The organism is Oceaniferula flava, assembly GCF_016811075.1.
In the GTDB taxonomy this organism is placed as follows: Bacteria; Verrucomicrobiota; Verrucomicrobiia; order Verrucomicrobiales; family Akkermansiaceae; genus Oceaniferula; species Oceaniferula flava.
In genome coordinates, this window is the sequence record NZ_JAFBGL010000004.1 from 156900 (window position 1) to 180562 (window position 23663).

A 23663-nucleotide genomic window follows, 5' to 3' on the forward strand; every position below is an offset into this window, starting at 1 on the left:
ATAGACTAAACCGACAGCTCGCCGGTGGAAGTTTTTTCTACAGCCAAGCTATCTTACGCACTATTTACCGACAACAACTAATCGTTTTTTTTGGTGCATCCTAGGCAGATCAAATTAAGCTGCTTGGGAACCGTCCGCCCATCCATCCTATGGCATTACACACTCCGCCCCCTTTCCTTCTCCGGCCAGCCACACTCGCGATGGCTATCTGCCTACTGGTCAACGCCTGCAAATCAAATAAATCCGAAAGCTCCAATGGCGAAACGGCACCTGTTCGGGTCGAATCACTGCACCGCAACAACCTTAGTCAGAGCAACGATACCAGCAGCTTTGTCCAGAGCCAGGTGCATTCGCCGGTGCATTGGCAGGCGTGGAGTCCGCAGGTCTTTACCGATGCCGAGAGTGAGAAAACGACTGTGTTCGCCGTGATTGGTAGCGGCACCGACAGCCATAGCCGGGAGATCTTGAAGAAAATCAACAGCTCCCAGAGCTTGTGCAACACCCTGAACAAGGTGCACACCAATATTCTGGTCGATGCCAACCAGCACCCCGACCTCGCTTTCCTCGTGGCCGCGCTAAACATCAACACCGGCAATACGGTGACCGGCACCATGCTCGTCTGGCTTTCCTACGAAGGCGTGCCGATCTCTTGGGCCAGCGTCAGCAACCACGAATCGATCAACCTCCAAGAAGTGATCACCCGCATGAGCACCACAGTGGACCACCTGTGGCAGGACGATCCCAACTACGTGTTAAAGAACAGCCGAGAAGACCTCGCTCGCCGACTGGAAATGTTCACTCCCAAGCTACCGGAAACAGAGCCCAATCCACTACTCAATCTCCGAGCCTCACGCCAAGCAGGCTCCATGTTTGACCCCGTTTCGAATACCGTGGACTACCTCGCCGGCCTCTCCGTCAGTCGATACATCCATTTCATGACCATGGCCTCGACCCACCCTGACGTATCCGAGCAGCAGCGTAAGAATTTCATGAAAATTGCCACCCGCTCGGCAGACAACATCCTGCTCGGCGGTCTGGTCGACCCCCTGGACGGTGGCGTCTTTTCCGGCGTTCAGCAATCGACCGAGGGCCTACCCGTGTTCACCAAAACCCTGGAGGCTCAAAGCTCTGCCATGCAGGCTCTTTACGCGCTCTATCAGCAGACGAAGAACCCTGTTTATCGCAAAGCAGCAGACGCCGCAACGGCCTATCTGGAAACCAATCTGACACTGCCTGACGGTGGTTATGCCTTGGGAAAAACCTACGCCAGCCACGGCATTCAAGACAACCCATGTATTTGGACCTTGGAAGAAATCGAAGCCGCACTCACCGAGGAGGAGACCAAGCTCTGTGTGCAAGCCTTCGAGATCAGCGGCCTGGGCAACATCCCCCTGATCGACGATCGCAACCGTAGCTATTTCAGGAAAAACATCCTTAGCTGGAGAGTCCCCATCGACCGCCTCGCCACCTTGACCGGCCGCCCTGTCGGTGAGCTCGAGACGAAGATGGAGTCGATCACCAAAAAGCTCGCCAAACTCCGCACCGAAAAGACCGGTGAGAAGATCTCCGAGACACTATCCACCGCAACAGACAGCGCGGCGGTGGCCAGCGCCTACGTCACCGCTTACCGCGCCACCGGTGATCCGGCACATCTGGAAAAAGCCCGCCACTGCCTCGGCATCATCCAGGAACAGTTCGTCACCGCTGACGGTGAGCTGAAACGTGCTCGCTACAATGGCCAGCTGCTCAACGCCCCGGCCTTGGCCATCGATTACGCCAGCATCTGCCAGGCCGCACTAGACCTTCACGAAGCCACGCTCGACGCCAGATGGCTCGAGTGGGCCACTGAACTCCACCGCCAGATGAACCGCCAATTTGCCAACGCCGATTTCACCGATCTCGTGGAAACGCAGGAAGGCAAGAACCCTCGCACACTGACCATCCGTAACTACATCACGCTGAATCCACTGAACAATCGAAGCACTTGGGCTATTGCCTATTCAAATGCCCGTCGGCTCGCACTGCGTCTGCCGGGAAGCAACTACAGCAACCAAGCCGACCAGATCGAACAACGCATCCAAGCCATTAGCGCCAAAGCCCCACTGGCAAATATCGATTATCTCACTGCCGATGCCCGGCTTCAGCAGAAAAGCATCTACCTGAAATCCCCAGTCTCCCCCGCCCTGCTCAGCGCCGCGATCTCGCAGCCAGCCCAAGTCATCGCCGTCACAGCCAAGGGAAGCTACCCGGAACTTGAAAAAACCTCAACCACACTGAAACCCGGCCAAGCCGTAGTCATCCAAAGGGGTCAAAATCTTAGGGTTGTTAGCAATCCTCAAGACCTTGACAATTTTTCCCAGTAAATCACATTAATGAGCACACACGTCACTTAATTCCCCTTCATGTCAGCCCCCCATGGCCGAAATTAACATATCATGAAATTACATCGAACACTGCTTCTGCTTACCGGAATCTGCACCAGCTCACTGACCGCCGACACGATCATCCTCAAGACGGGAGATCAATACGAAGGGAAAGTCCTCTCCGAGGATGCCTCCAGCTACCTGGTTGAGATTAACGTCACCAAGTCCATCCGCGACGAACGCCGCATCCCTAAGGACAAAGTAAAGGAAATTGTCAAAACAAGCGCTGCAGAGAAAAATTTCAAAGCCCTCGGCCAACTCACCCCAACACCCGACGGACTTTCCATCGAGCACTACAACGAGCGCATCAAAGCAGCTAAAGATTTCCTCCGCCTCCACCCACGGGAAAAGCAGAGCGAAGCAGTGAAAGCCTCACTCGCCACTTTGGAAAAAGAAGCCGAAGTGATCACCGACGGCGGCCTCAAGCTGGACGGCAAGTTGATCCCCGCCTCCGACATCGAATCCGATGCCTACGAGATCGATGCTCGCCTGCTCGCCGCCGATTTTGTCGCCCTCGCCAAGCAGGGCCAACACCAGCAGTCGCTGCGCAAGTGGGAGACCTTGGAAAATGATTACGGTGCCTCGGAAGCATACGCCAAATACCTGCCTCTCGCCGCCCGCATCATGAGCGCCTACCAGAAGTATCTGGACACCCAGCTGAAGACCTTGGACGCACGTCTGGAAAAACGCCAGAGCGTGCTCACCAGCCTCTCCGACAACGATCGCAGCCGCGCCGAGCGCACCATCTCCCTGAAAAAGGCCAAGTATGAGGCCTTGATCGAGAAGGAGGAAAAAGAACTCAGAACTCGCTGGCTGACCCTCGATCCTTACGATGAGGACGCACTGAAATACAACCACCGCAGCACCGAGACCGAGCTGAAAGCACTTTCCAAAGTCGACACCTCCAGCATCAAAATGGCGGGCCCAACTTACCGCAAAGCTTACACCGCCATCAACGACGGCGAAGTCGAAGAGGCCAGCAAGCTGATCCGCGAGCTCAGCTCCAGCTACCGCCTGCCGGAAAAATACACCTCCAAGCTGACCACTCAGCTCGAGGAAAAAGAGGCCGAAATCGCCGCCGCCGAGAAAAAGGCGGAGGAGGAAAAGGCCGCCAAAGAACTCGAAGCACTGGAAGCCGCAAAGAAAGCCGAAGAGGACGCGAAGAAAAAACCGGCCAAACCCTAGGCCCCGCAAGTCGCAATTAAGCCTTGTTGAAGTTAGCGGGGCTGGATAAACGCAGCTGCGCAGCCGCCAATTAAATCACCATCTCATGAAATCCAGCTCACGCACCGCTTCCCAAGATCGCAAGACCGCGGAGACATCCATCAGCATCGCCATCGACCTCGATGGCACAGGCAGCTCGGACATCTCCACCGGCATCCCCTTTTTCGATCACATGCTCACTCTGCTGAGCAAACACAGCTTGATCGATCTCACGGTCAAAGCGGATGGCGATATTGAGGTCGATGGTCACCACACCATCGAGGACACCGGCATCGTGTTAGGCGACTGCATTCGCGAGGCTCTCGGCGATAAAAAAGGCATCCGCCGCTACGGCATGTCTTATCTGCCGATGGACGAAACCCTGAGCCGCTGCGTGGTTGATCTCAGCAACCGCCCGCACCTCGAATTCCGCGCCCCGGTTTCCACACCGGATGCGCCTAACATGGCCTTCACTCTGGTCGAAGAATTCTTCCGCGCGGTCACGAACAACCTGCGCGCCAACATCCACGTTGAGCTGCTTTACGGTCGCGACGGCCACCACATCGCTGAGTCGATGTTCAAAGCTCTTGCCCGCTCGCTGCGTCAGGCGGTGGAAATTGATCCCCGCGAGACGGGCATCCCCAGCACCAAGGAAGCCCTCTAACTGGCTGGGCGGATTGACCTCAATCCGCCGCACTGGCACCCGCCATTTACCTAACAAAATCATGAAAGTTGGTATCGTCGATTACGGCCGCGGCAACATCCGCAGCGTTGAGAATGCCTTCCTCGCCATCGGCGCGGATGTCTGCCTGATCACCACTCCGGAGGAGCTCGAAGGCATCACCCACCTCGTCGTCCCCGGCCAAGGTGAGTTCGGCGATTGCGCTGCCAACTTGAAAAAGCAAGGCATGTTCGGTCCTATCCAGGAGTGGGCGGCGGCGGACAAACCTTACCTTGGCATCTGCGTCGGCTATCAGCTGATATTCGACAGCGGTGAGGAATCGCCGGATGCCGAAGGCCTTGGCATCATGCGCGGCGCGGTCAAACGCTTCCCTGACGTCGGCCTGAAAATCCCGCATATGGGCTGGAATTCGGTCAAACTCACGGACCCCGGCAACCCACTCTGGAAGGACCTGCCAGACGAGCCATTTTTCTACTTTGTCCACTCCTACTACCCAGAGCCGGAGAACCAGGAACACACCGCCGCCATCTGCGACTACGCCCTACCCTTCGCCGCAGCGGTCACCCGTGGCAAACTTATCGCCACCCAGTTCCACCCGGAGAAAAGCCAGCACAACGGCCTCCAGCTGCTGAAAAACTTCTGCGCCATCGAGGCGTAAAGAACGACAGCCCTTCCCTCAAAAAACCTCCCATGCCAGCCGGACAGGTGAGGTTGGAAAAGATCAGCGCATCAATCGCTCCCCTTGTTCAAACTCGGCACAAGGCCCAGCCAGGTGCTGAGGAAACAGACGATCACTGCGATATTGAGATAACTCGACGATCCGGTGACGATGGCACCGATTGCACAGCCGTAAGCCACCGCGGCAGCGCCGCCAAAAATGATCCGTCCAGGCACCGAGTCGTTGAGGAAAACTCTGGATGCCGGAATAGCGGAAAGCATGAGGGCAGCTCCTCCCATGGCCAGGCCGAGCGGGGCAATAGTCACGCCGGCAATCACTAGCAGCAGTCCCACACTCATCACCCCACCCACAGCGAGGGCATCGCGTTTTTCCGCAGGTTTCAGCGCCATCCTCGCCTTGCGATCCTTGAGGATGATGAAGTGGCCGAGACCATTGGCAATCCAGCTACCGAAGACGAAAAAGATAAACAGCAGCCCCACCGCCGCCCCCAGAACAGGATGCACCGAACTGAGGAATCCGCGCAGGAAACGGAAGGCCACGTAGATCGCGATGATGATGATCCACTGGCTCTTCTCCGAGTATTTCTGGATGAAAAAGACCCACTTGAGATAAAGCCGATAAAAGAGCGAGCGCGCCTTGTAGGATTCTAACAAACCTGCCCGACCGTATTCCAGCTCCGGGTCGATGCGCAGCGATTCCATGCAGTGCTCCTCCGCCTTTTTGTAATCGCCACGCTGCAATGCCACCCATCCGGCGTTGGCGTGGGTGAAGGGGTCTTCGGCATCTTTGGCGAGACGTTGGCCGATGGAGTCCTGCGAGGAATCCAATTTCCCCTGCAACCGCAAAAACAGGCTCAGTAAGTTCTCGGCGGAGGTATCATCAGGATCTAACTCCAGCGCGGTGCGGGCCGCTTCTTCCCCCTTGGCCCACTGGTTCAGCCCCATGTAGGCGCTGGCCTTGGCTAGCCAGGCTACGCTGAGGTCGGGGTCTTGGGTAGTGGCAGCCTGCGCCACGGCAAGAGCCTCGGTATCGCGATCCAGTTTGGTGAGGATGATCGCCTTGACCGCGGTGTAGTAAGCGAACTCGGGGGCCAGAGCGATGGCGGCATTGATCGATGTCAGGGCCTCCTTTTTCCGACCCGGAATTTCTAACAAATTCCACGCCCGTTGGTAATGCGCCTCGTCGTTGTCAGGGTCATCGCTGAGAACTTCATCGAGTAAAGCAAGTGCTTCCTCGTAGCGATGATGATCGTGCAGCAGGTCCGCGCGCTGAAGTCTGCCGTCACTCATTTCTTCAATCCCATGAACTCCAACACATCGTCATAAAACCCGCTCTGATTGGCGTAGAGCGCGTAGTTTTTAGCACTCTCGAACCATTTGCGCGTGGAGGGCTTCACCTTCTTGGCCGCCTTCACCAGATCCTTGCCAGTGATCGGCACGATCTTCCCCTGCTTCATCGCCTCTTCGAGCTTGGACTCGGTGGCGTGATCAAAAACGGCGGTGATGTCGGCGCCGGAAAAGCCATCGGTTTTCTTCGCCAAAGCGGTCTCATCCAGCGAGACCACAGGTTTGTCTTTGGAGTGGATTTTGACGATCTCCTCACGTGCCACCTGATCCGGCGGCGGCACGAAGATGAGTCGGTCAAAGCGTCCGGGACGCAGGAAGGCGCTATCGAGATGCCACGGTGCATTGGTGGCACCGAGCACGAGCACACCTTCGTTGTTCGCCTCGGCCCCATCGAGCTCGGCGAGGAATTGGTTGATCAAGGTTCTGCCGGCCGAGCCCTTGAGGTCACGTCGGTCAGCCGCCAGGGCATCGATTTCATCGAAGAACAAAACCGACGGCGCATACTTGCGCGCCAACTCAAAAATCTTGTGCAGCTTGTGCTCGCTCTCACCGATGTACATGTCCAGCACCTGGTGCAGACCGATGGAGAAAAAGTTCGCCTTGATCTCTCCGGCCGTCGCGCGGCTGAGCAAGGTTTTGCCACAGCCGGGAGGGCCATACATCAGCACGCCACCGCCGGCTTTTTTACCATAGGCCTTGAACAGATCCGGGTTCTTCAGCGGGTGGATGATCTTCATGCGGATATCCTCCTTCACCTGCTCCATGCCGCCGACGTCTTTGAACGCGACATCGGTGTTGATTTTGAATTCAAGCTCCAGCTCGCGAGCGGCCACACCATCGAGCCCTTCCAGGCCGCCGGAGTCCTGCCAGTTTTCCTCGTGCAGCTGACCATCGCTGGTCATGGCCGTGCGCTTGCCAGTGCCACCTGAGCGGATGATTTTTTCTAACAAATTATCATTTTCCAGACTGGCATCCAGCGACACCGCACGGTCGTAACTCGCACGCGCATCCTTGCCGTCGCCCTCCTTGAGTTGCAGTCGGGCTAACAAAATCCAAGCCGCCGCGCAGTCGGGCGCTTGCTGGGTCACGGTTTCCACTCTCAGCACCGCCTCAGACGTCCGGCCTTCCAGATCGATCAAATGCGCAATCCGCACCATCGCATCGGTATTCCCCGGCTCCAGACTAAGCACGTGATCGTAAGCTGCGCGGGCGTCGGCGAGCTCGAACTCATCTTCGTAGGCCTTGGCCACCAGAAGAAGGAGCGGCACATTATCCGGCGATGCCGCCAGCGCTGCCTTGAGAGATTCTAAATCCATGAACGTAAGAAAAGCGGAACGCTGCGGCGAAGCAAAGAGTAAAAACAACCGATCCGTCACCCGTCACCAAAAAGAGAAAGTGAGGTCGCAGGGAGCCTGTCATCATTCCGGCAGCGGAAAAACTCGGCCCCATTGCGTGGCATATCGTTCCTTTGCTTAACAAAAAGTTAGAAATCGGCACAGCCTCAGGATTTTTGCCATTTCCCACGGCTCCCGTTTCAAGTAGTTATACTAGGGTAAAGTCTCAGTTTATGACGACTGATATCTAACAACACCCTGTGTTCCCATGCTTCACTCACTCCACTTTTCGCCCGGCCGATTCCTCACCTGCCTCTCGCTGAGTCTCTCCTTGGCCAGCCCCGCATTGGCGGTCAAAGACGAGACAAACCAAGGCCGCTGGGAAACACCCGCGAAGGAAGGACCGGACGCCGAAGTCCCCGGCTTTCTCATCAACATGGGCCCCACCGGCGCGCGCGGCATTCTCAAGGAGAGTTCCTACATCGTAAAATACATCTTCAAGAAATCACCAGCCGCCGGGGTGCTGGAAATCGAGGACGAGGTCTACGGCGCCGATGGTAAAAAGTTTGGCTCGCACGTCTTTGGCGGCACCAACATCAATCGCGGCCTCGAGGGACCTCTGCAGGACCTCGGACTGGCAATCGAGGACAGCGAGGGCGAGGACGGCGTGCTGGAACTGATGGTGAAACGTGGCGGCGAGAAACTCAAGGTGCAGGTGCAGCTGGAACAGCTCGGGCGCTTTGCCGATAGCTTTCCGGTCGATTGCCCGAAAACCAAAATCCTGCAAGAGCGCGCGCTGAAGTATCTGGTCGATCACCCTGGCGGGCTCGATTCCCAAGGCCGCTGCGTGGCCACCCTCGCCATGATTGCCTCGGACGATTCCAAAATCTCCCGCGTTGGCAAGAAGATGGCCCTCGATTGGAACAAACCTTACGACGACGGCACCTGGTCCTGGCACCTCGGCTTCCAGGGCATCGCACTGAGTGAATATCATCTGCTCACTGGCGACCGTAAAGTGCTCAGCACCCTGGACAAAACCCTGGACCTCCTGGAAGGCGCCCAGTGGAAAAGCCCGATCAATCACGTCAACCGCGAGAAAATGAAGAACCCGGCGTCCAAGGAAGAAGTCGACCGCGCCCAGAACCTCTACTCCGGTGGCTTTGGCCACGCCCCCTACAACGTCATCGTCAAACGTGGTGGTGGTGGCTACGGCCCGATGCAGTGGCCCACCTGCCTGGCGCTGATGACCTGGCAACTGGCTGAAGACTGCGGACTGGAATACGATCCCACCAGCCGCGAGCGCAGCTACCAATTTCTCGAAAACGGAACCACCGATGGAGGAAAAGTCGCCTACGGTGGCGAGTTCACCCTCAACAATGGTGTGGTCGATCCGAAGCAATGGAAAAAAAACACCGCCCACAAGTTCTCCCACAAATCTGGCCTGGCTTACCAAGTGCACCAGCTGTCACCCGAGCGCAAAGGCTCGAAGAAGGCGATGAAGCTGCACCTTTCCAACATCGATGCCGCGTACAGAGACATGGCCGATGGCCACGCCTGCGGACTGATGGGCTTCACCTGGGGTCTCGCCGGTGTCTACGCCTCGGATGATCGTAAGCTGAAAGAGAAAATCACCGATTACTACAAGGCCTACTGGAACATGGCGCGTTGTCACGGCAGCGATTCCTACGTAGTGCTGCCTAATCGCGACTATGCCGATGGCTCCTACTACCGAAAGAACATCCGCACCCACACCACCGCCGCCATGGCATTCATCTACAGCTTTTCCTCGCCGAAACTCCGCGTGCACGGTGTCGATGGATCGGAAGCTCCCAAGGTGGTAGAGAAAGCCAAAACACCCGATAACCCATACCGCACCTTCACCAATGCGGAAGGCACCGGCAGCTTCGTCGGCAGCCTAATGATCTTCGATCACCGCGGTGGCATCGTCCGCATCCGCAAGCGCAATGGCAGTGTGGTGGATGTCGATTTCAACGATCTCAGCGAAAAAGACCAGGAATACCTGAGAGCCTACTACTACGCCAACCGCGACTGATCCGCCGGGAGCCTAGTGGAAAATCAGCTGGACGCACCGGTCAGCTATCATGCGGCGGCACAAAAAAAGGGAGCCCGTTTCCGGACTCCCTTTTGATATTCAGTGAGGCGAAGCCTGATCGTTAGATGGCTTTCATTCCGTCCATGGCGGAGCGGAGTTCTTCGCCGACGACTTCCACCCAGTGGGTGCGGATTTCTTCGTTGACGGCCACCAGCAGGCGGTTGTCCACGGCGTTGTCGTCCATGTCGAGGCCTTTGCCAATGACGCTGGTGTCGATGTCCTTCATGAAGTCTTCAAGAAGTGGCACCGCAGCGTGGGCGAAGAGGTAGCAGCCGTATTCGGCGGTGTCGGAAATGATGCTGTTCATTTCGTAGAGCTTCTTACGGGCGATGGTGTTGGCGATGAGTGGAGTCTCGTGCAGGGACTCGTAGTAGGCGGACTCAGGCTCGATGCCGGCTTCCACCATGCACTCGAAGGCGAGTTCCACACCGGCGCGCACCATGGCGACCATGAGGATGCCTTTATCGAAGTATTCCTGCTCCGAGATGTCGCCGGCGCCTTCGGTTTTTTCAAATTCGGTCTGGCCGGTCTGCTCACGCCAGGTGAGGAGGTTTTTGTCGTCGTTGGCCCAGTCTTCCATCATGGTGCTGGAGAAGGTGCCGTCGATGATGTCGTCCATGTGTTTTTCAAACAACGGACGCATGATGTCCTTGAGGTCCTCGGAGAGTTCGAAAGCCTTGATCTTGGCAGGGTTGGAAAGACGGTCCATCATGTTGGTGATACCACCGTGCTTGAGAGCCTCGGTGATGGTTTCCCAACCGTATTGGATGAATTTCACGGCGTAGGCAGGATCGATGCCTTCGCTCTTCATCTTGTCGTAGCAAAGCAGTGCACCAGCCTGGAGAAGGCCGCAGAGGATGGTCTGCTCGCCCATGAGGTCGGACTTCACTTCAGCAACGAAGGATGACTCGAGCACGCCGGCACGGTGACCGCCTTGAGCGACACAGAGAGCCTTGGCAATTTCCAGTCCGTCACCGTTAGGATCGTTCTCGCCGTGGCAGGCGATCAGTGTTGGGACACCGAAGCCGCGCTTGTATTCCTCGCGCACCTCGGAGCCGGGAGACTTGGGAGCCACCATGATCACGGTGAGGTCCTTACGGATTTCAACACCTTCTTCCACGATGTTGAAACCGTGGGCGTAGGAAAAGACAGCACCTTCCTTCATGTGGGGGATCACCGAGGCGACCACAGCGGTGTGCTGCTTGTCCGGGGTGAGGTTCATCACGATGTCGGCGGTAGGAAGCATTTCCTCGTAGGTGCCGACGGCAAAGCCATTCTCGCTGGCGTTCAGGAACGACTGGCGTTTTTCCTCAATCGCCGCACCGCGCAGAGTGTAGGAAACGTCGAGACCGCTGTCGCGCATGTTCAGGCCTTGGTTCAAACCCTGGGCGCCGCAACCGACGATGACGATCTTCTTGCCTTTGGCAGCTTCCACGCCGTCGGCGAATTCGGAGGCGTCCATGAAGCGGCAGGTGCCAAGCTCATCGAGCTGGCGGCGGAGTGGCAGAGTGTTGAAGTAGTTCTGGCTCATTGTATTAGTTGTTGATGATAAAAATTAGGGGGTGCGGGCGCAGTGCATAGCCTCTGGAGACGGACATTCAAGCCTAGATCGTGTCTTTGTAGGTCATTCCTGACTCCTGACTACTCAGCCACCTTCACGCGGATACGGCTACCGGCGATGGTCTTGTCGTTCAGATTTTTAATCGCAAAGCGTGCATGCTTCACATTGTCCATCTCTACAAAACCAAAGCCCTTGGAGCCTCCGCTTTGTTTATCCATCACCAGGTCACACGATTTCACTTCACCAAACGGGGTAAATAGATCTTTGATTTCAGATTCCGTGGTGCTGCGCGATAGGTTTCTAATGATGATTTTCATAGACCGATAAGCTAGCAGGGCACGGCGAAGTCAATCCGATTATGATCGAGGCCCAATCTCCAATTTTTAAAATCGAACAAGCGATTTTTATTCACCAATGCCAAAAACTCAAAGCGTCACCTTTTGCTTCCCGCATCCAGGTGATCCAGGCAAGGTGATAGGGTGATGAAACATTTGATATTCTCAGGATCGTTTGCAACCGCAATCCTCATGCTGACCTCCTCGGGTTCGGTTTCCCTGTCATGGCCAAAATCGATGAAACCCGTCACCTACACCGGCCGGGTGATCAACGAACGAACCGGCAAGGGTGTCGCCGGCGCGGAAGTCCAGCTCATGAGGTCTCATGCCAAGTATGCTAAAAGTATGATAGGGGACTGGGCGGTGATGGGATATCCAGAACGTCTCGGTAAGTTCCGGACGGATAAGAACGGCCATTTCATCGCAACCACGAAGTCTGGCTACGCCACCACCGCACGAGCGACTTCAGGTGACCTCAGCGGCCATATCGGAACCGCCGACCAAAATCACTCCGATTTAAAACGGTTACCCAATCATTTCGACATCCAGATCCAGCCGCAGAAATACACCGTGATCAAACCCTGATGTGCACTGGCAGGGAGCTTTTCATCATTGATCCACTGAACGACGACCTGCCCCTTATTCCATCGGGTCAACTGACACCGCAGCGCTGTCATCAACTACTCAGCGAGAAATAGCGAATTGACAGGCTCCGTGCGATTAAACTAACAACGTATGTTATGCTGCGTGTCAGAATTTTTCTCCTCCTACTTGTTCTCACCAATCTAAGCCACGCGGCATTTCCGGACGGCAAATGGAATGGTAAGCCGTGGGACAAAAAACAGCTTACGGAGGGAGTTGCCCGTGGAGATAAAGACGCATTGGCAGAGTGGGCTTATTGCTCGATGTATACGTATTTGGGAATCCAATACCAACCCAAGCTTATCTATCAGCGCTCGAAATTGGCCTCCCAAAAGGGCTCGGTCATGGGGACCTATTTAACGGGGGTCTGCCAGCTCGAATTTCTGGGAACAGAAAAACAACTGGAAAGCGGGTTCAAACTCATTATCCAAGCCAAGGATGCCGGACACCCACTAGCCCTTTTGCTATATAGTCGTTTTATGCGTCTCGGCGATTTTGGGATAAAGAAGAACGTGCCACACGCCCTACAGATCATCACACAGTGCGCCAAGGATGGTGCGTGGGAGGCACACCGAATGCTTGGGTATGCAGCTGAAAAGGGTCTGATTGGCGTTGTCGATTTAGAAAAAGCCGCCGAACACTATCGAATCTGTCTTGAACAACATCGCGAGCCTCGCACTGCCAATAGAATTTATTATCTCTTAGAAGAGGGTGCTAAACGTGACGGCCTGATTCATCATTTTTCCCAACAAACCCTCGATCTGGCAGTTGCGCGTATCAAAGATGGAGCCAGGCTCGGGCATCCTGTGAGTAATTACAGAATGGCTATGCACGAACTCCAGAATGGCAATATCAACATCGCCGTTCCTTGGATGGTGAACATCTACAACGATCGGCACAAGACCTCCTTCGATTCCAAGCGCGGGAACATCTTGCGCGTCATCTGCTGGCATTGGTACCACGGACGATACTCGTCTGAAGAAAAATGCCAGATGGTGGGAGGCGATTACATCTCTACGTTCGCTGCTGCGAAAACGGCCTACAAATCAGGCCAACGCACCCAGTTCATCAAGGAATCCTTCGCGGATGGCGTCCTCTATGACATTCGAAAAAAACTCATCGCCCCGGAGGATGAGAAGATCGCCGTGGATATGATGCGCGCCCTGATCACCCAAGGCATTAATGGTCACGACCCCCATCACATCCTCGGAGAATACTTCACCATCAAATACAACTACCACGATGTGGATAAAAAAGAATTTGATCGCGGCATGGCGCACCTGATCTATCACTCGAAGTGCAATTTAGCCGCTTACTGGGTGACCTACAATTACCTGGATGCCAAGAAATCAAACGACCTGGTCAAAGGCGTGGCCGCCGCGCAGTGGGCACTCCCGATGAACGATGGCTTGCACGAAAAGTGGATGAAAAAGTGGCTCGCTCGATCGCTGAAAAAGCTCAGCCCGGAGGAAAAGAAAGAAGCCCAAAAGCTGGTCGACGAAGGTTTCCCCCACGCGGACAAATTCCGCAAGCAAGCCTTCGAATACCTGCAAAGGGTCGGTGATATCCCCGCCGATCGCCCCTTCAAAAAGAAGCAAGAAGAGGAAGAAGAGTTGGAGGAAATTTCCATCCCGGCGAAGCCCCAAGACCTGATCTCGGCCCTCACCCTCTTACTCATGCTGCCGGAGTCCACGCCACAGCCGCTTTTTACCGAGGACGATCAGCGCTTATTCACCGAATACCTCGCAGGAAAACAGCTCGGTTTCAACAAGGCCAAACGTCTCGTCATCCTGCTGACCAAAAACGACAAGAAACTGCAGGCCCTCCTCAAGCACCACGAGCAAGGCAAACACGCTGCTCGCGTCAAAGAACTCAGGAGCATCATCGGTCACGAGCATGAGCTCCACATCGGCAACACTCCCCTGGCAGCCTCCGTCGGCTGGTATCTGACTTACCGGGGAGACAAGGTCATGTGCAATCCCTACGTCACGCGCCTCGGCAACAATGGCCCATCATCCAAAGCCGGCCTACAGGTGGGCGACATGATCGATCGGGTGAACGGGGTCGACATCCGCCATCTTCAGGCGCGAAATCTGTTCGTCCGACTGGTCAGCTGTTGGCCGAAAGGGCTGCCGATGCATTTGCAAATCAAACGCGGCAAATTCCCCCATCGGTCCGCGGGCGACAGCAACCCTAAGACCGTGACCAAGAAGTTTCAGCTCGTGCTCCCTAAGAAATAACTTACCGAGCTGAGTTTTGGGACTCCAACCACTCGGCAAATTGTTCCTCTTTCTCGCGCCGTGCTTCATCGGAATCATCCACCGGTGCTCCTTCGATTCGCACAAGAAGAGCCAGGGCTTTCCCCTCACGTAAAATATGAAAAGGCACCTTCTTGCCTACTTGAAGCGATGCAACGGCTTGCTTGACCACGTAAGGCTTGCCGTCTGATTTCGCATCCTGTGACCCGATGCGCACAATTCGATCGCCGACCATCAAGCCGGCTTTCTGTGCCGACTTGCCACGACTCAGGCGCCTAACAAACATCGCGATGACGTGGGTGCCATCCTTCAGTTTTAGCTCCTCTTCCTTGAATGATAGACCAAGCACAGGCTTGGCTCGCGCCTGCCGACACACTTTGAGGATGGCGTAAAGGCGGCTTTGGAGCTCGGGATCATTGCTTGCAAAGTAAGTATGCGCCAGTTCAGAGAGGCGCTTCTGGCCATAAAGCTTCGCCAAACTCAGAAGCTCCGCGTGAGCGCGCTCTCTAACAGCGTAGTCATCGGAGCCCAACGCAAGCAGCAGCTCTGGTTCACCCCCGGCCACGTAATTTTCTGGCGCAGCCAAGCCATCGGCAGAAATCACCACCCCTAAGATCACGGCTAAAGTTGATCTCACAAACGCGATCATGTTTTTTCTCAACCGGGATGGCGGGAATGGCGTGCTACATTTCACACCCACCATCCTAACGCCTGCAACAGCTTTGGAAAGCATAAGCCTCCATGATTGAGACATGGTTTCGCCAGTGCTCTGATGATGACCGCGGCTTATACCCAGCATCGATCTTAGAAAAAAATTGCCTCCTGATATTATCAGGTTCAATATCCACAGCCCTTCAAACCCTCTCTAATCATCTTACACGTATGAATTTACGACCCCTCGCGCTCTCTCTTTTTACCTTTTGTTTGAGCCAAGCATTGTTGGCAGACTACACCTATGTCGACGCCACCTTGAATAATACCACCCTCGAGGGGCAAGCTCTGACTCAGGCCCCGCCAGCAAACTACGCCACCGCATCAAATAGTACTGATGACCTCTGGAGCCTAAGGACTGTCGCCGGATTTGAAGGTATAGGCACTTTTTTTGAAAGTGACACTGGGAACTCCGCAGGCGATAGCGAAGACACAGATGATCTAATCACCTCAGTGACTTTTCCGACGGCAGGAACTTACCGCATTGTCGCTATCTTTGATAAGGGGAATAACCGCGACATCGCCGCTCGCATAGGCAGTAGCCCTACCCAAGATGACATCTTCGACGCCTCCAACTACCTCAGTGTCGATCAAACATCCGCCCCGGCCATTGTCTTCGACGCGAGCTATACCAATGGGCGAGGAGATAATGCAGGAGCAGCAGACCTTGGAACAGTCACTACGACAACGGACAATGAAGTCGTGCAAATTCACATCAACGGATACGCCTCCACCGAAGCAAACGATAGTGAGCGGACCCGTTATGACGGTATAGGCTACGAGTTGGTCGTCCCTGTTTTCCCTCCAGGCTCAACACATCGCGATGTGTTTATCATTGCCGGTCAATCAAATGCAGATGGGCGAGGTTTGAGCAGTGAACTCATCGGATCCCTGGCTTCCTATGCGTCTCAGCAACCCGGGGTTATCATTCATTATTCCAACCCTGCTTACGGTGACACCAGTGATCCTCTTTACCAAAATTGGTCCTTGGTGCGTCCGGGCTTCTCTATCGCGCCTGGCTCTAGCGGCGCCCTTCCTCGGGGGACCTTTGGGGTAGAGATTGGGGCGGCAACGGTGCTCTCCCAATACTATCCCAATCCTGCATTCATCAAAGTGTCTCGTGGCGGCACCTCACTTGCCCTATCGGAGCAGGATTGGCATCCGCCCTTTCCAGACCCATCCGACGTCGGCCCTCTTTACACCGAATTGATCAGTTCAGTACAACAGGCGCTTCAAGAGATCACTGATGCGGGAGACACATACACACTCCACGCGATGTTCTGGCATCAAGGTGAATCTGATGGCAATCGCGAATCTAAGTATGCTGAAACTCTGAAAAACTTCATCTCAAGTGTCCGAAAGGACCTCGGCTACCCCAACCTCCGCTTTGTCATCGGAGAGCTTTCTCCGACCAAGCCGGCAAGCTTCCGCGAGATCCAGTGGCAACTGAGTCGCGATGTTCGAAACGCCAGCTTCACACCCAGCCTTAATTACACCACTTATGATGGCACTCACTTCGATGCTGCCTCGATGATCAGTTTTGGTCAGCGACTTGGTGCATTGCTGAGAGGGCAAGAGAGAATCCTCGGCTTTGAGGAACCCGCATTTTCTGTAGGAAATCTGGACCGTCAATTTGATTTCTCAGCAGACGCCGGTTTGGACGTTGTCGCCTCGGCAGCTTCCGGTGAATACCCTGGAGGGCAAGCTGTTGGCAATCCGACTCTCGCGAGCCCTCTCGCAGGAGAAGTGGAGCGTATTCACCCACTTTCAGCAGCTCGATCAATGGTGGCTGAGTTTCTTCCCTCTCAATCGGACTCCACATTACTGGTGGCAGGATGGGCCGGGGACACCAACACCAACGAGACATTCAATACTTCAGAAACAGGCATCGGCATGGGACTCAATAGCGACAGCTCATTCTTTCTCCGCACCGGTGCCAACCTCCATTTAAGCACCGGGTTCAGCTATCAACCGGGGCATTGGTATCGACTGACAACGTCATGGACTGAGCCAGACCAGAACGGACTTCGGCAAATAGAACTTAGGGTTAGAGACCTCACCACCGGCACAGACCTCAATAGCGGTTCTCCCCTTGTCTCGATCAACATTGCCGTAAGCTCTCCTGCTCTTTGGAATGGGCTTGGCCTCATCGTGGATCGCGGCCTCCTTGATTCCATTGGTGTGGAGGAACGTGGATATTCAGGGTGGATGGAGAATCGATTTCCAACCTTAGAGGGAGGACCTGGGGCAGATGATGATGGTGACGGAATCGCTAACAGCTACGAGTACGCTCTTGGGCTCGATCCTACTCAAATGGATCCCCCCACAAGTATGCCCTCCCCCATCTTGGTGAATGATACGCTTACCCTCTCCTTTCCCAACTACCGGAGAGCAGAAGATGTGTTAGTCAAAGTGTTTTCCTCAACGGATCTCGTGACTTGGAACCCTATCGAAGGAGAGTTCCTAACCAACACCATCGATTTCACCACCCCCCTAAATGGTGAGCCTAGGAAATTCCTCAGATTTAGTTTATCGGTAGACGACTAACTCCCTTTCATAAAGAGGCCCTGCTGTGATTGGCATGGCAATCCAGAGCACTCTGCCAGAATCTAGATCAGGGCAGCAACAATAGCCTCTCATTGAAACTGAGTAAGCCCCCCTACATCAAAAAAGACGGAGCCGAAGCCCCGCCTTTGAAAATAAATTGTTAGGATTTACGCAAATGCCTAACTACATGCGACGGCGCATGATAAGTGCAAGTCCGCCAAGGCCGAGAAGTGCAGTGGAGCTTGGCTCGGGGACAGTATTGACATGAAGTTCCGTAATACGAAAATCATGGCTATCGTCTACTGTTGAATCAACCGATGTGTTCATGATCGTGATTTCTGTTCCAGCTGCAACAAAGGTGTTGAGCAGATCAAAGTCATCATTGGCTGTGCCGTCAACAAACACAAGATTGGAGAAAGCAGAAGAGCTGATGGTCAATTCCGTAACTGTGTCCAAGCTACTCACATTAAGTAAGGTTAACTCGACATCTTGATCGAACGAAAAAATCCACGCTTCGCCCGGATCAAAATCCCTGGCATCATTGCCCGCATTGAGTGGAGTCGTTGCAGAATTAACACCTAAAGCATTCGCATTGGTGACAATATTTGTCTCATGACTGCCTCCAGCCGAATCAAGAGAGCCATCATGTCCAACGACATCTTCAGTGGTAAGGGTGAGTCCATCCACAGTCATGGTGCCTCCTACGCCCACGTTGTCTAGCCCAGTTCCATTATTGAAATCATATATGACGAGCGCTGCCTGAGCTGAAGTTGATAAAGCGATTATTCCTAGAGCAATTAGAGAAGTTTGGGTGGTTTTATTAAGTTTCATAATTGTATGTATTTCCGAAGCTGACCGTGAGTGATTTTCATCACAATAATGAGCAAAGAGATGCTAAAAATCAGCTAACATTCTTATTAAGAGTCAATATTTACTGCGAATGGTCAACCTCGAAACCAAAAATTGTTGGAAGCATGGTTTCTCTGGCACGCTGGAGATGACCGCCGCTAATACCCTGCTTTTTTGTCCACGCAGTTGAGTAGTGGCTCGCCGGCACCGAAGCGGCGGAGGTTTTCCACTAACAGGGCGGAGCGGCGCTCGGTGGTGACTTCGGCACGCGAGGCGATGTGCGGGGTGATGATGACGTTCGCTTGTTTCCAGAGTGGGTGATCGGCAGGCAGCGGCTCAGGATCGGTGACGTCCAGGCAGGCACCGGCGAGTTTGCCACTTCTCAGAGCTTTCATCATCGCCTCGGTATTCACCACCTTACCGCGGGCGATGTTGATTAAATAGGAACCCTGCTTCATTGCCGCAAAGGCCTCGCTGTTCATCAGGTCTTTGGTTTCATCGGTCAGCGGCACGGCGAGTGCCACCACATCGGCCTCGGGCAACATCGTGATGAGGTCCTTTGCCTTTCCTACTTTGCTAATGTAATCCGCCGATGGCTTATCGCTGCGGCGGGTGCCGATGACGTTCATGCCAAATCCATGGGCGCGCTGCGCGATCTCGGAACCAATGCCACCGAGGCCCACCACCAGCATGGTTTTTCCTTTCAGTGCGATCTGCTGGCTGGTGCCACCACCGCGGCGGTCCCACTCCCCTTTTTTCTGATTCTCGGCGTAGTGGTTCAAGTTGCGCGTGAGTGTCAGCAGCATGGCCATGGCGTGGTCGGCAATGGCCGGGCCGTGCACACCACGGGCATTGGTCATGACAATCTTGTCGTTCTCGATCAGCGGTTTGATCCCCAAGTAGCGATCCACCCCGGCAGTTGGCGCCTGCACCCAACGAAGGTTGCTGGCCTTGGCGAGAAATTCAGGCGTGACCAAACGGGCACTGGCACCGTGGGCTTCGGTGGCGCGGGCGATTGCCTGTTTTGGAGTCAAGCCGGTGACGATGCGAACGTTCGGGGCGAGACGGGCGATTTTTGCCTGGTCTTCCTTGGAAATCGATCCGGCAAAGTAGGTCAGCTGTTTCTTCGTATCCGGCATCTCGATCGCCACCTGGGCATTGCGAAGTGAGCCTAAGTCCTCGGCGAGGGCTTTGGAGTCGGCGGTCTTATCCGGTGCGGCGGAGGCGCTGGTCACCAGACAGGCGCCAAGTGAACAAAAGAGCGCGGAGGAGAATTTTCTGCGTAGTAGTTTCATTCCTGACATCTAACGCATCCCCACCAAAGATCAAACCGTTTAGCTCAGATCTCCCCTTTGGCAATCGCGTAGGCCGGCCCCGACTCCGGACAGGGCTGGATTTTCTCGAAGCGCAGCTCGTGGGTCAGGCAGTCGAGATGGTCTTCGGCATCGTGCGAGATGTAGAGCACCTGGGCGATCTTGCGGCGGGCAATTTCATCGATCAGCTGGATGACCAAGGCGCGGTTTATCGGATCGAGCCCCTGGCAGGGTTCGTCGAGGATCAGCAGGTGGGGCCGCTTGATCAGGGCGCGGGCGATCAATAACATGCGCTGCTGGCCGAAGGACAGATTCTGGAAATTCGTCTTCGCATGCTTGTCGAGCTGTAGGAACTCCAACCACTCGGCTCCGATGCGCTTGTGCTCGCGCGACACCGGCTGATAGATGCCGATGCTATCGAAAAAGCCAGACACCAGCACCGTTTCCGCCGGCACCCGAACGCGATATTGCTGGTGCAGTGCGGTCGACATCAACCCCATGTGGCGCTTGATGTCCCAGATCGATTCCCCCTGACCGCGGCGCTGGCCGAAGAGGTAAATCTCATTGCTGTAACACTGCGGATGATCGCCGGAGACCAGGTTCACCAAGGTGGATTTCCCTGAGCCGTTCGGGCCGCTGATTTTCCAATGCTCACCAGGCATGATCTGCCAGTCGAGACCTCGGATGATTTCCTTGTTGTGATAGCCGACGTCCACCGAGCGCATGTCGATGATCGGCTGGCCGGAAAGCGGCTGATAGGGCACCGCGTCTTCCAGTGCCGATGGCAGTGGGCGGTCGGCGGCTCCCATCGATTGCAGCTGCTGCCAGAGCGCACTTTGTTCCACCTCCTTGCGCTCGCCGGAGAGCACCAGCTGCATTTGATGCAGGCAGGCGAGGTGGGTGATGTGGTCGCCGAGGTGGGATAGCCGATTCACGATCAGCACCACCGGGATTTCCAGACTGAGCTGGGCGATGACTTCCTTGAGGTGGGAAACAAAGGCGTGATCGAGGCCATCGTAGGGTTCGTCCAGCACCAGCATGTCTGGCGCTTGGGACAGGGCGCGGGCGATCATCATTCGGCGGCGTTCGCCAGTGGAGAGAATGCGGAAGCCGGTGTGCAGAAAGGCCTGCAGCTGCATGGTCTCGATGATGCCTTCGATGTCCGCATCCGGCACCGCCAGCTCGGTGATCAGCTCGTGGGTGGTGCGACCGTAGTCGATCCGGTCCATCGACTCGCTGTCGTCCTCATAAATCTCCCGCTCTAACAACCTCTGTTCGTCCTCGAAGGAAACCAGCAGGACTTTTTCAAAACCGGTCACCCGCTGGGTCTCGGACAGGTTCACCGCCCCGGCCAGCATCGCGGCAAAGGTGGATTTCCCCGAGCCGTTCCCCCCGATCACCGCCCAGTGTTCACCGGCTTCGATTTCGAAGTGAGGAACCGCTACTCGGCGGCTGCTGCCGTTGCCGACACCTGATAATTTGATCACATTTTCTGACATCATAGCTATCGAGTTAAGTGGAGATTGCCGCTCGTTGTGTAGTAGGTGATGCCATCAGTATCTGGATTATGATGTAAAATATAGCCGCTGTTTCGTCCGGTGGAATACAGTGGAAAATCATCATCGATCCCCATTCTCAATTGAAACCAAACATCGTAGCCTGAATCCGTGAAGCCTGTGTAGAACACTTTCCTAGCTCCATAACCGTCTTGCTCAAGATGATCCACAGTGAACGCGGCAGAACCTGTATTATTAACAACCACCGTGCCACCATCGTCGGATGTGAAGTAAAATGCAAACGTCCCATAACCATCAATCACCAGGCTTAACGTTTGCCCATTTAATGAACGAGGCCAGAGGTAACTCTCCAGTGGATATGTCACTTGCGAGGCGAGAAAGAACAGCTTGTCCTTATCAGCTGCGACCTCGGAAATATCCAGTGAGCTCTCGGCCGTGTCATCCAGGTCGAGGTAGATGTCGGCATAGTCTTCCCAGGTTTCCAAATCTTCACTGCGGGTAATGCGGGTCACGGATCCAGTCGGCTGCGCAGCGCCCATGGTCACGGATGCCCCCTGATGATCGAAACTCAGCGGCAAGGCGGTGACGACCGGTAATCCCTGCGCGTGCTCATCAAAGTTTTCTGCCGAGCTACCCACCCGACGAATGGTGATCGAGTTGATCACCACATCGACGAGAGGTTGATCGGTGGAGGGATCGGTCTCCACGGTATTGATGGCATTGCAAACTTCTCTCCCCACACCGGTGTATGAGGCGCCATCGTCCGGCGCATCGTAGAAGACCACTTCACCAAAAACCGTGTGCACATCATCGAGCCCAGATTGGGTCGCAGCCGTGATGAAAAATTGGGAACCGTTGGTGTTCGGGCCGGAGTTGGCCATGGACACAATGTATGGCCCCGTGTGCGACAGGCTACTGAACTCGTCCTTGAAGGTATAGCCTGGGCCATCGGTGCCATCGCCGCTGCGTGAACCGGTCTGGCTCATGAAGCCGGAGATCACCCGGTGGAAGGTGACTCCATCGTAGTAGGGTTCCTGTTTCACCTGGCCACTTGCCTCATCCACCCACGGCGCGCTGCCCTCGGCGAGTCGGATGAAGTTGGCCACCGTTTGCGGCGCTTTGGTGTATTCCAGCTTGATGGAGAAGTTTCCCATGCTGGTGCTCACATCGGCGTAGATTTGTGCGTGCAAGGATGCCAGGCACGAAATGGCCAACAAGCAGGCCGCAACCATGATTTTTTTCATCGCGCAAAGTGATGCCCGATCCCCTCTTGGCTTGCAATCCATAATTTCCCCAGCAAGGCTCAGCCATGCCTCCACGCAGCGGAACTCCTGAGCCAGCCACCGGCTACGCCCTCTTTGATCTCGATCAAACCTTGATCCCCTGGGACACCCAGCTGCTGTTCTGTAACTTCGTGCTCAAGCGGATGCCGTGGCGTCGTTTCTATTTGCTCATCCTGATTCCCTTTTTACCGCTGACCAAAATCCTCGGTGCCGGAGGCATGAAGCGGGTGTTTTTGAACTACCTCTGGGGCATGGATCGCGCGACGCTGGAGCAGCTCGGTGAGGAATTTGTCGAGGAAATCTTCCCCGCGGCCTTCTATCCGGAAATGCTGGAGGTGGTGAAGCGGGAGCAAGCCAGTGGCCGACTGATGGTGCTCAGCTCCGCCAGCCCTGACATCTGGGTGAAACCGATCGCTCGCAAGTTAGGCTTCGACCATTGCTTTGGCACCGAGCTGGAAATTGACGGCAGGGTGAAGCTCTTCCCGGACCTTCACGGAGGCAACAACAAGGGCGCGAACAAGCTGGTGAAAATGCGCGCCATTCTTCCTCGCGGGTATGACCCTGCGGCAGGGCAAGCACTTCCTAACAGCCATGGATTTTCCGACAGCCACGCCGATCTCCCAATGCTCTGCATCTGCGAAAACGCCAGTATGGTGAACCCCACTGACAAACTGCACCAAGTGGGCAAACAACGTCACTGGGAGCTCCACACTCCGCCGCGTCCCACCCGTGGCAAGCGTCAGTTTGCCATCGCCTGCCTGCGCCAGGCTCTCGGGATTTACTCTGCCTAAGTGGAAGGAGGGCCCCTTGACGTGGCACAATTGTCACCGAGAAAAGAAGGATTTTGCCGAGATGTCAGCGTTAGTG

18 protein-coding genes are annotated in these 23663 nt (G+C 55.2%); 9 read left to right on the forward strand and 9 right to left on the reverse strand.

The annotated features are described in order from the left end of the window. Positions 1 to 149: 149 nt before the first annotated feature. The 4 genes from JO972_RS07760 (at position 150) to hisH (ending at position 4966) form a co-directional block, all read left to right on the forward strand. Positions 150 to 2363: a DUF255 domain-containing protein gene (locus JO972_RS07760; protein WP_309489460.1), complete on the forward strand. Its 2214-nt coding sequence runs from the start codon at positions 150 to 152 to the stop codon at positions 2361 to 2363. Positions 2364 to 2435: 72 nt separating this feature from the next. Next, the gene (locus tag JO972_RS07765) at positions 2436 to 3608 is read left to right on the forward strand and encodes a PTPDL family protein (protein WP_309489461.1); all 1173 of its coding nucleotides are present in this window, start codon (positions 2436 to 2438) and stop codon (positions 3606 to 3608) included. Positions 3609 to 3693: 85 nt separating this feature from the next. Further along, positions 3694 to 4290 (forward strand): imidazoleglycerol-phosphate dehydratase HisB, encoded by a 597-nt coding sequence (gene hisB, locus JO972_RS07770; RefSeq protein WP_309489462.1) that lies wholly within the window; start codon positions 3694 to 3696, stop codon positions 4288 to 4290. 61 nt (positions 4291 to 4351) lie between these two features. Beyond that, positions 4352 to 4966: an imidazole glycerol phosphate synthase subunit HisH gene (gene hisH, locus JO972_RS07775; RefSeq protein WP_309489463.1), complete on the forward strand. Its 615-nt coding sequence runs from the start codon at positions 4352 to 4354 to the stop codon at positions 4964 to 4966. Between the two features lie 71 nt (positions 4967 to 5037). On the opposite strand, the gene JO972_RS07780 is transcribed toward hisH, so the two are convergent. Together JO972_RS07780 and JO972_RS07785 are read right to left on the reverse strand one after the other, a co-directional pair. Beyond that, the gene (locus JO972_RS07780) at positions 5038 to 6276 is read right to left on the reverse strand and encodes a tetratricopeptide repeat protein (RefSeq protein WP_309489464.1); all 1239 of its coding nucleotides are present in this window, start codon (positions 6274 to 6276) and stop codon (positions 5038 to 5040) included. Further along, positions 6273 to 7649 carry an AAA family ATPase gene (locus JO972_RS07785; RefSeq protein WP_309489465.1) on the reverse strand — a complete coding sequence of 459 codons (1377 nt, stop codon included), beginning with the start codon at positions 7647 to 7649 and terminating at the stop codon, positions 6273 to 6275. The genes JO972_RS07780 and JO972_RS07785 overlap by 4 nt, the downstream gene beginning before the upstream one ends. Positions 7650 to 7935: 286 nt before the next feature. Between JO972_RS07785 and JO972_RS07790 the strand changes: the two genes are divergently transcribed. Beyond that, positions 7936 to 9720, forward strand: a complete 1785-nt coding sequence (locus JO972_RS07790) for a DUF6288 domain-containing protein (RefSeq protein ID WP_309489466.1) — start codon at positions 7936 to 7938, stop codon at positions 9718 to 9720. A gap of 121 nt (positions 9721 to 9841) precedes the next feature. Here JO972_RS07790 and ilvC read toward each other — a convergent pair whose 3' ends face one another. Further along, on the reverse strand, positions 9842 to 11311 hold the full coding sequence (gene ilvC / locus JO972_RS07795) for a ketol-acid reductoisomerase (protein WP_309489467.1): 1470 nt from the start codon (positions 11309 to 11311) through the stop codon (positions 9842 to 9844). Between the two features lie 110 nt (positions 11312 to 11421). Next, positions 11422 to 11658 (reverse strand): RNA recognition motif domain-containing protein, encoded by a 237-nt coding sequence (locus JO972_RS07800; RefSeq protein WP_309489468.1) that lies wholly within the window; start codon positions 11656 to 11658, stop codon positions 11422 to 11424. A 255-nt stretch (positions 11659 to 11913) separates the two neighbouring features. Here JO972_RS07800 and JO972_RS07805 point away from each other — a divergent pair, with 255 nt between their 5' ends. Next, on the forward strand, positions 11914 to 12261 hold the full coding sequence (locus JO972_RS07805) for a hypothetical protein (protein ID WP_309489469.1): 348 nt from the start codon (positions 11914 to 11916) through the stop codon (positions 12259 to 12261). Positions 12262 to 13145: 884 nt separating this feature from the next. Beyond that, positions 13146 to 14558: a S41 family peptidase gene (locus tag JO972_RS07810; protein WP_309489470.1), complete on the forward strand. Its 1413-nt coding sequence runs from the start codon at positions 13146 to 13148 to the stop codon at positions 14556 to 14558. 1 nt (position 14559) lies between these two features. Here JO972_RS07810 and JO972_RS07815 read toward each other — a convergent pair whose 3' ends face one another. Beyond that, positions 14560 to 15213: a PDZ domain-containing protein gene (locus JO972_RS07815; RefSeq protein ID WP_309489471.1), complete on the reverse strand. Its 654-nt coding sequence runs from the start codon at positions 15211 to 15213 to the stop codon at positions 14560 to 14562. A gap of 245 nt (positions 15214 to 15458) precedes the next feature. On the opposite strand from JO972_RS07815, the gene JO972_RS07820 reads away from it, so the two are divergent. Beyond that, positions 15459 to 17834, forward strand: a complete 2376-nt coding sequence (locus JO972_RS07820) for a sialate O-acetylesterase (protein ID WP_309489472.1) — start codon at positions 15459 to 15461, stop codon at positions 17832 to 17834. Between the two features lie 183 nt (positions 17835 to 18017). On the opposite strand, the gene JO972_RS07825 is transcribed toward JO972_RS07820, so the two are convergent. From JO972_RS07825 to JO972_RS07840, 4 genes are all read right to left on the reverse strand, one after another. Further along, entirely contained in the window at positions 18018 to 18665 is a 648-nt protein-coding gene (locus JO972_RS07825; RefSeq protein ID WP_309489473.1) for a PEP-CTERM sorting domain-containing protein, read from the reverse strand. Between the two features lie 176 nt (positions 18666 to 18841). Continuing rightward, entirely contained in the window at positions 18842 to 19978 is a 1137-nt protein-coding gene (locus JO972_RS07830) for a D-2-hydroxyacid dehydrogenase (RefSeq protein ID WP_309489474.1), read from the reverse strand. Positions 19979 to 20022: 44 nt separating this feature from the next. Continuing rightward, positions 20023 to 21483: a molybdate ABC transporter ATP-binding protein ModF gene (gene modF, locus JO972_RS07835; protein ID WP_309489475.1), complete on the reverse strand. Its 1461-nt coding sequence runs from the start codon at positions 21481 to 21483 to the stop codon at positions 20023 to 20025. A 17-nt stretch (positions 21484 to 21500) separates the two neighbouring features. Then, a complete protein-coding gene (locus JO972_RS07840; RefSeq protein WP_309489476.1) occupies positions 21501 to 22757 on the reverse strand; it encodes a peptidylprolyl isomerase in 1257 nt (418 codons plus the stop codon). Between the two features lie 65 nt (positions 22758 to 22822). Here JO972_RS07840 and JO972_RS07845 point away from each other — a divergent pair, with 65 nt between their 5' ends. Continuing rightward, positions 22823 to 23587: an HAD family hydrolase gene (locus JO972_RS07845; protein ID WP_309489477.1), complete on the forward strand. Its 765-nt coding sequence runs from the start codon at positions 22823 to 22825 to the stop codon at positions 23585 to 23587. The last annotated feature ends 76 nt before the right edge of the window (positions 23588 to 23663 follow it).

Excerpts from the sequence above, each read along its gene's own strand:
- JO972_RS07830 (WP_309489474.1), bottom strand. The coding sequence starts at position 19,978 with ATGAAACTACTACGCAGAAAATTCTCCTCCGCGCTCTTTTGTTCACTT.
- hisH (WP_309489463.1), top strand. The coding sequence starts at position 4,352 with ATGAAAGTTGGTATCGTCGATTACGGCCGCGGCAACATCCGCAGCGTT.
- JO972_RS07810 (WP_309489470.1), top strand. The coding sequence starts at position 13,146 with ATGCACGAACTCCAGAATGGCAATATCAACATCGCCGTTCCTTGGATG.
- JO972_RS07820 (WP_309489472.1), top strand. The coding sequence starts at position 15,459 with ATGAATTTACGACCCCTCGCGCTCTCTCTTTTTACCTTTTGTTTGAGC.
- hisB (WP_309489462.1), top strand. The coding sequence starts at position 3,694 with ATGAAATCCAGCTCACGCACCGCTTCCCAAGATCGCAAGACCGCGGAG.
- JO972_RS07790 (WP_309489466.1), top strand. The coding sequence starts at position 7,936 with ATGCTTCACTCACTCCACTTTTCGCCCGGCCGATTCCTCACCTGCCTC.
- JO972_RS07785 (WP_309489465.1), bottom strand. The coding sequence starts at position 7,649 with ATGGATTTAGAATCTCTCAAGGCAGCGCTGGCGGCATCGCCGGATAAT.
- JO972_RS07760 (WP_309489460.1), top strand. The coding sequence starts at position 150 with ATGGCATTACACACTCCGCCCCCTTTCCTTCTCCGGCCAGCCACACTC.
- JO972_RS07840 (WP_309489476.1), bottom strand. The coding sequence starts at position 22,757 with ATGAAAAAAATCATGGTTGCGGCCTGCTTGTTGGCCATTTCGTGCCTG.
- JO972_RS07800 (WP_309489468.1), bottom strand. The coding sequence starts at position 11,658 with ATGAAAATCATCATTAGAAACCTATCGCGCAGCACCACGGAATCTGAA.
- JO972_RS07825 (WP_309489473.1), bottom strand. The coding sequence starts at position 18,665 with ATGAAACTTAATAAAACCACCCAAACTTCTCTAATTGCTCTAGGAATA.
- JO972_RS07765 (WP_309489461.1), top strand. The coding sequence starts at position 2,436 with ATGAAATTACATCGAACACTGCTTCTGCTTACCGGAATCTGCACCAGC.
- JO972_RS07845 (WP_309489477.1), top strand. The coding sequence starts at position 22,823 with ATGCCTCCACGCAGCGGAACTCCTGAGCCAGCCACCGGCTACGCCCTC.
- ilvC (WP_309489467.1), bottom strand. The coding sequence starts at position 11,311 with ATGAGCCAGAACTACTTCAACACTCTGCCACTCCGCCGCCAGCTCGAT.
- JO972_RS07805 (WP_309489469.1), top strand. The coding sequence starts at position 11,914 with ATGAAACCCGTCACCTACACCGGCCGGGTGATCAACGAACGAACCGGC.
- JO972_RS07780 (WP_309489464.1), bottom strand. The coding sequence starts at position 6,276 with ATGAGTGACGGCAGACTTCAGCGCGCGGACCTGCTGCACGATCATCAT.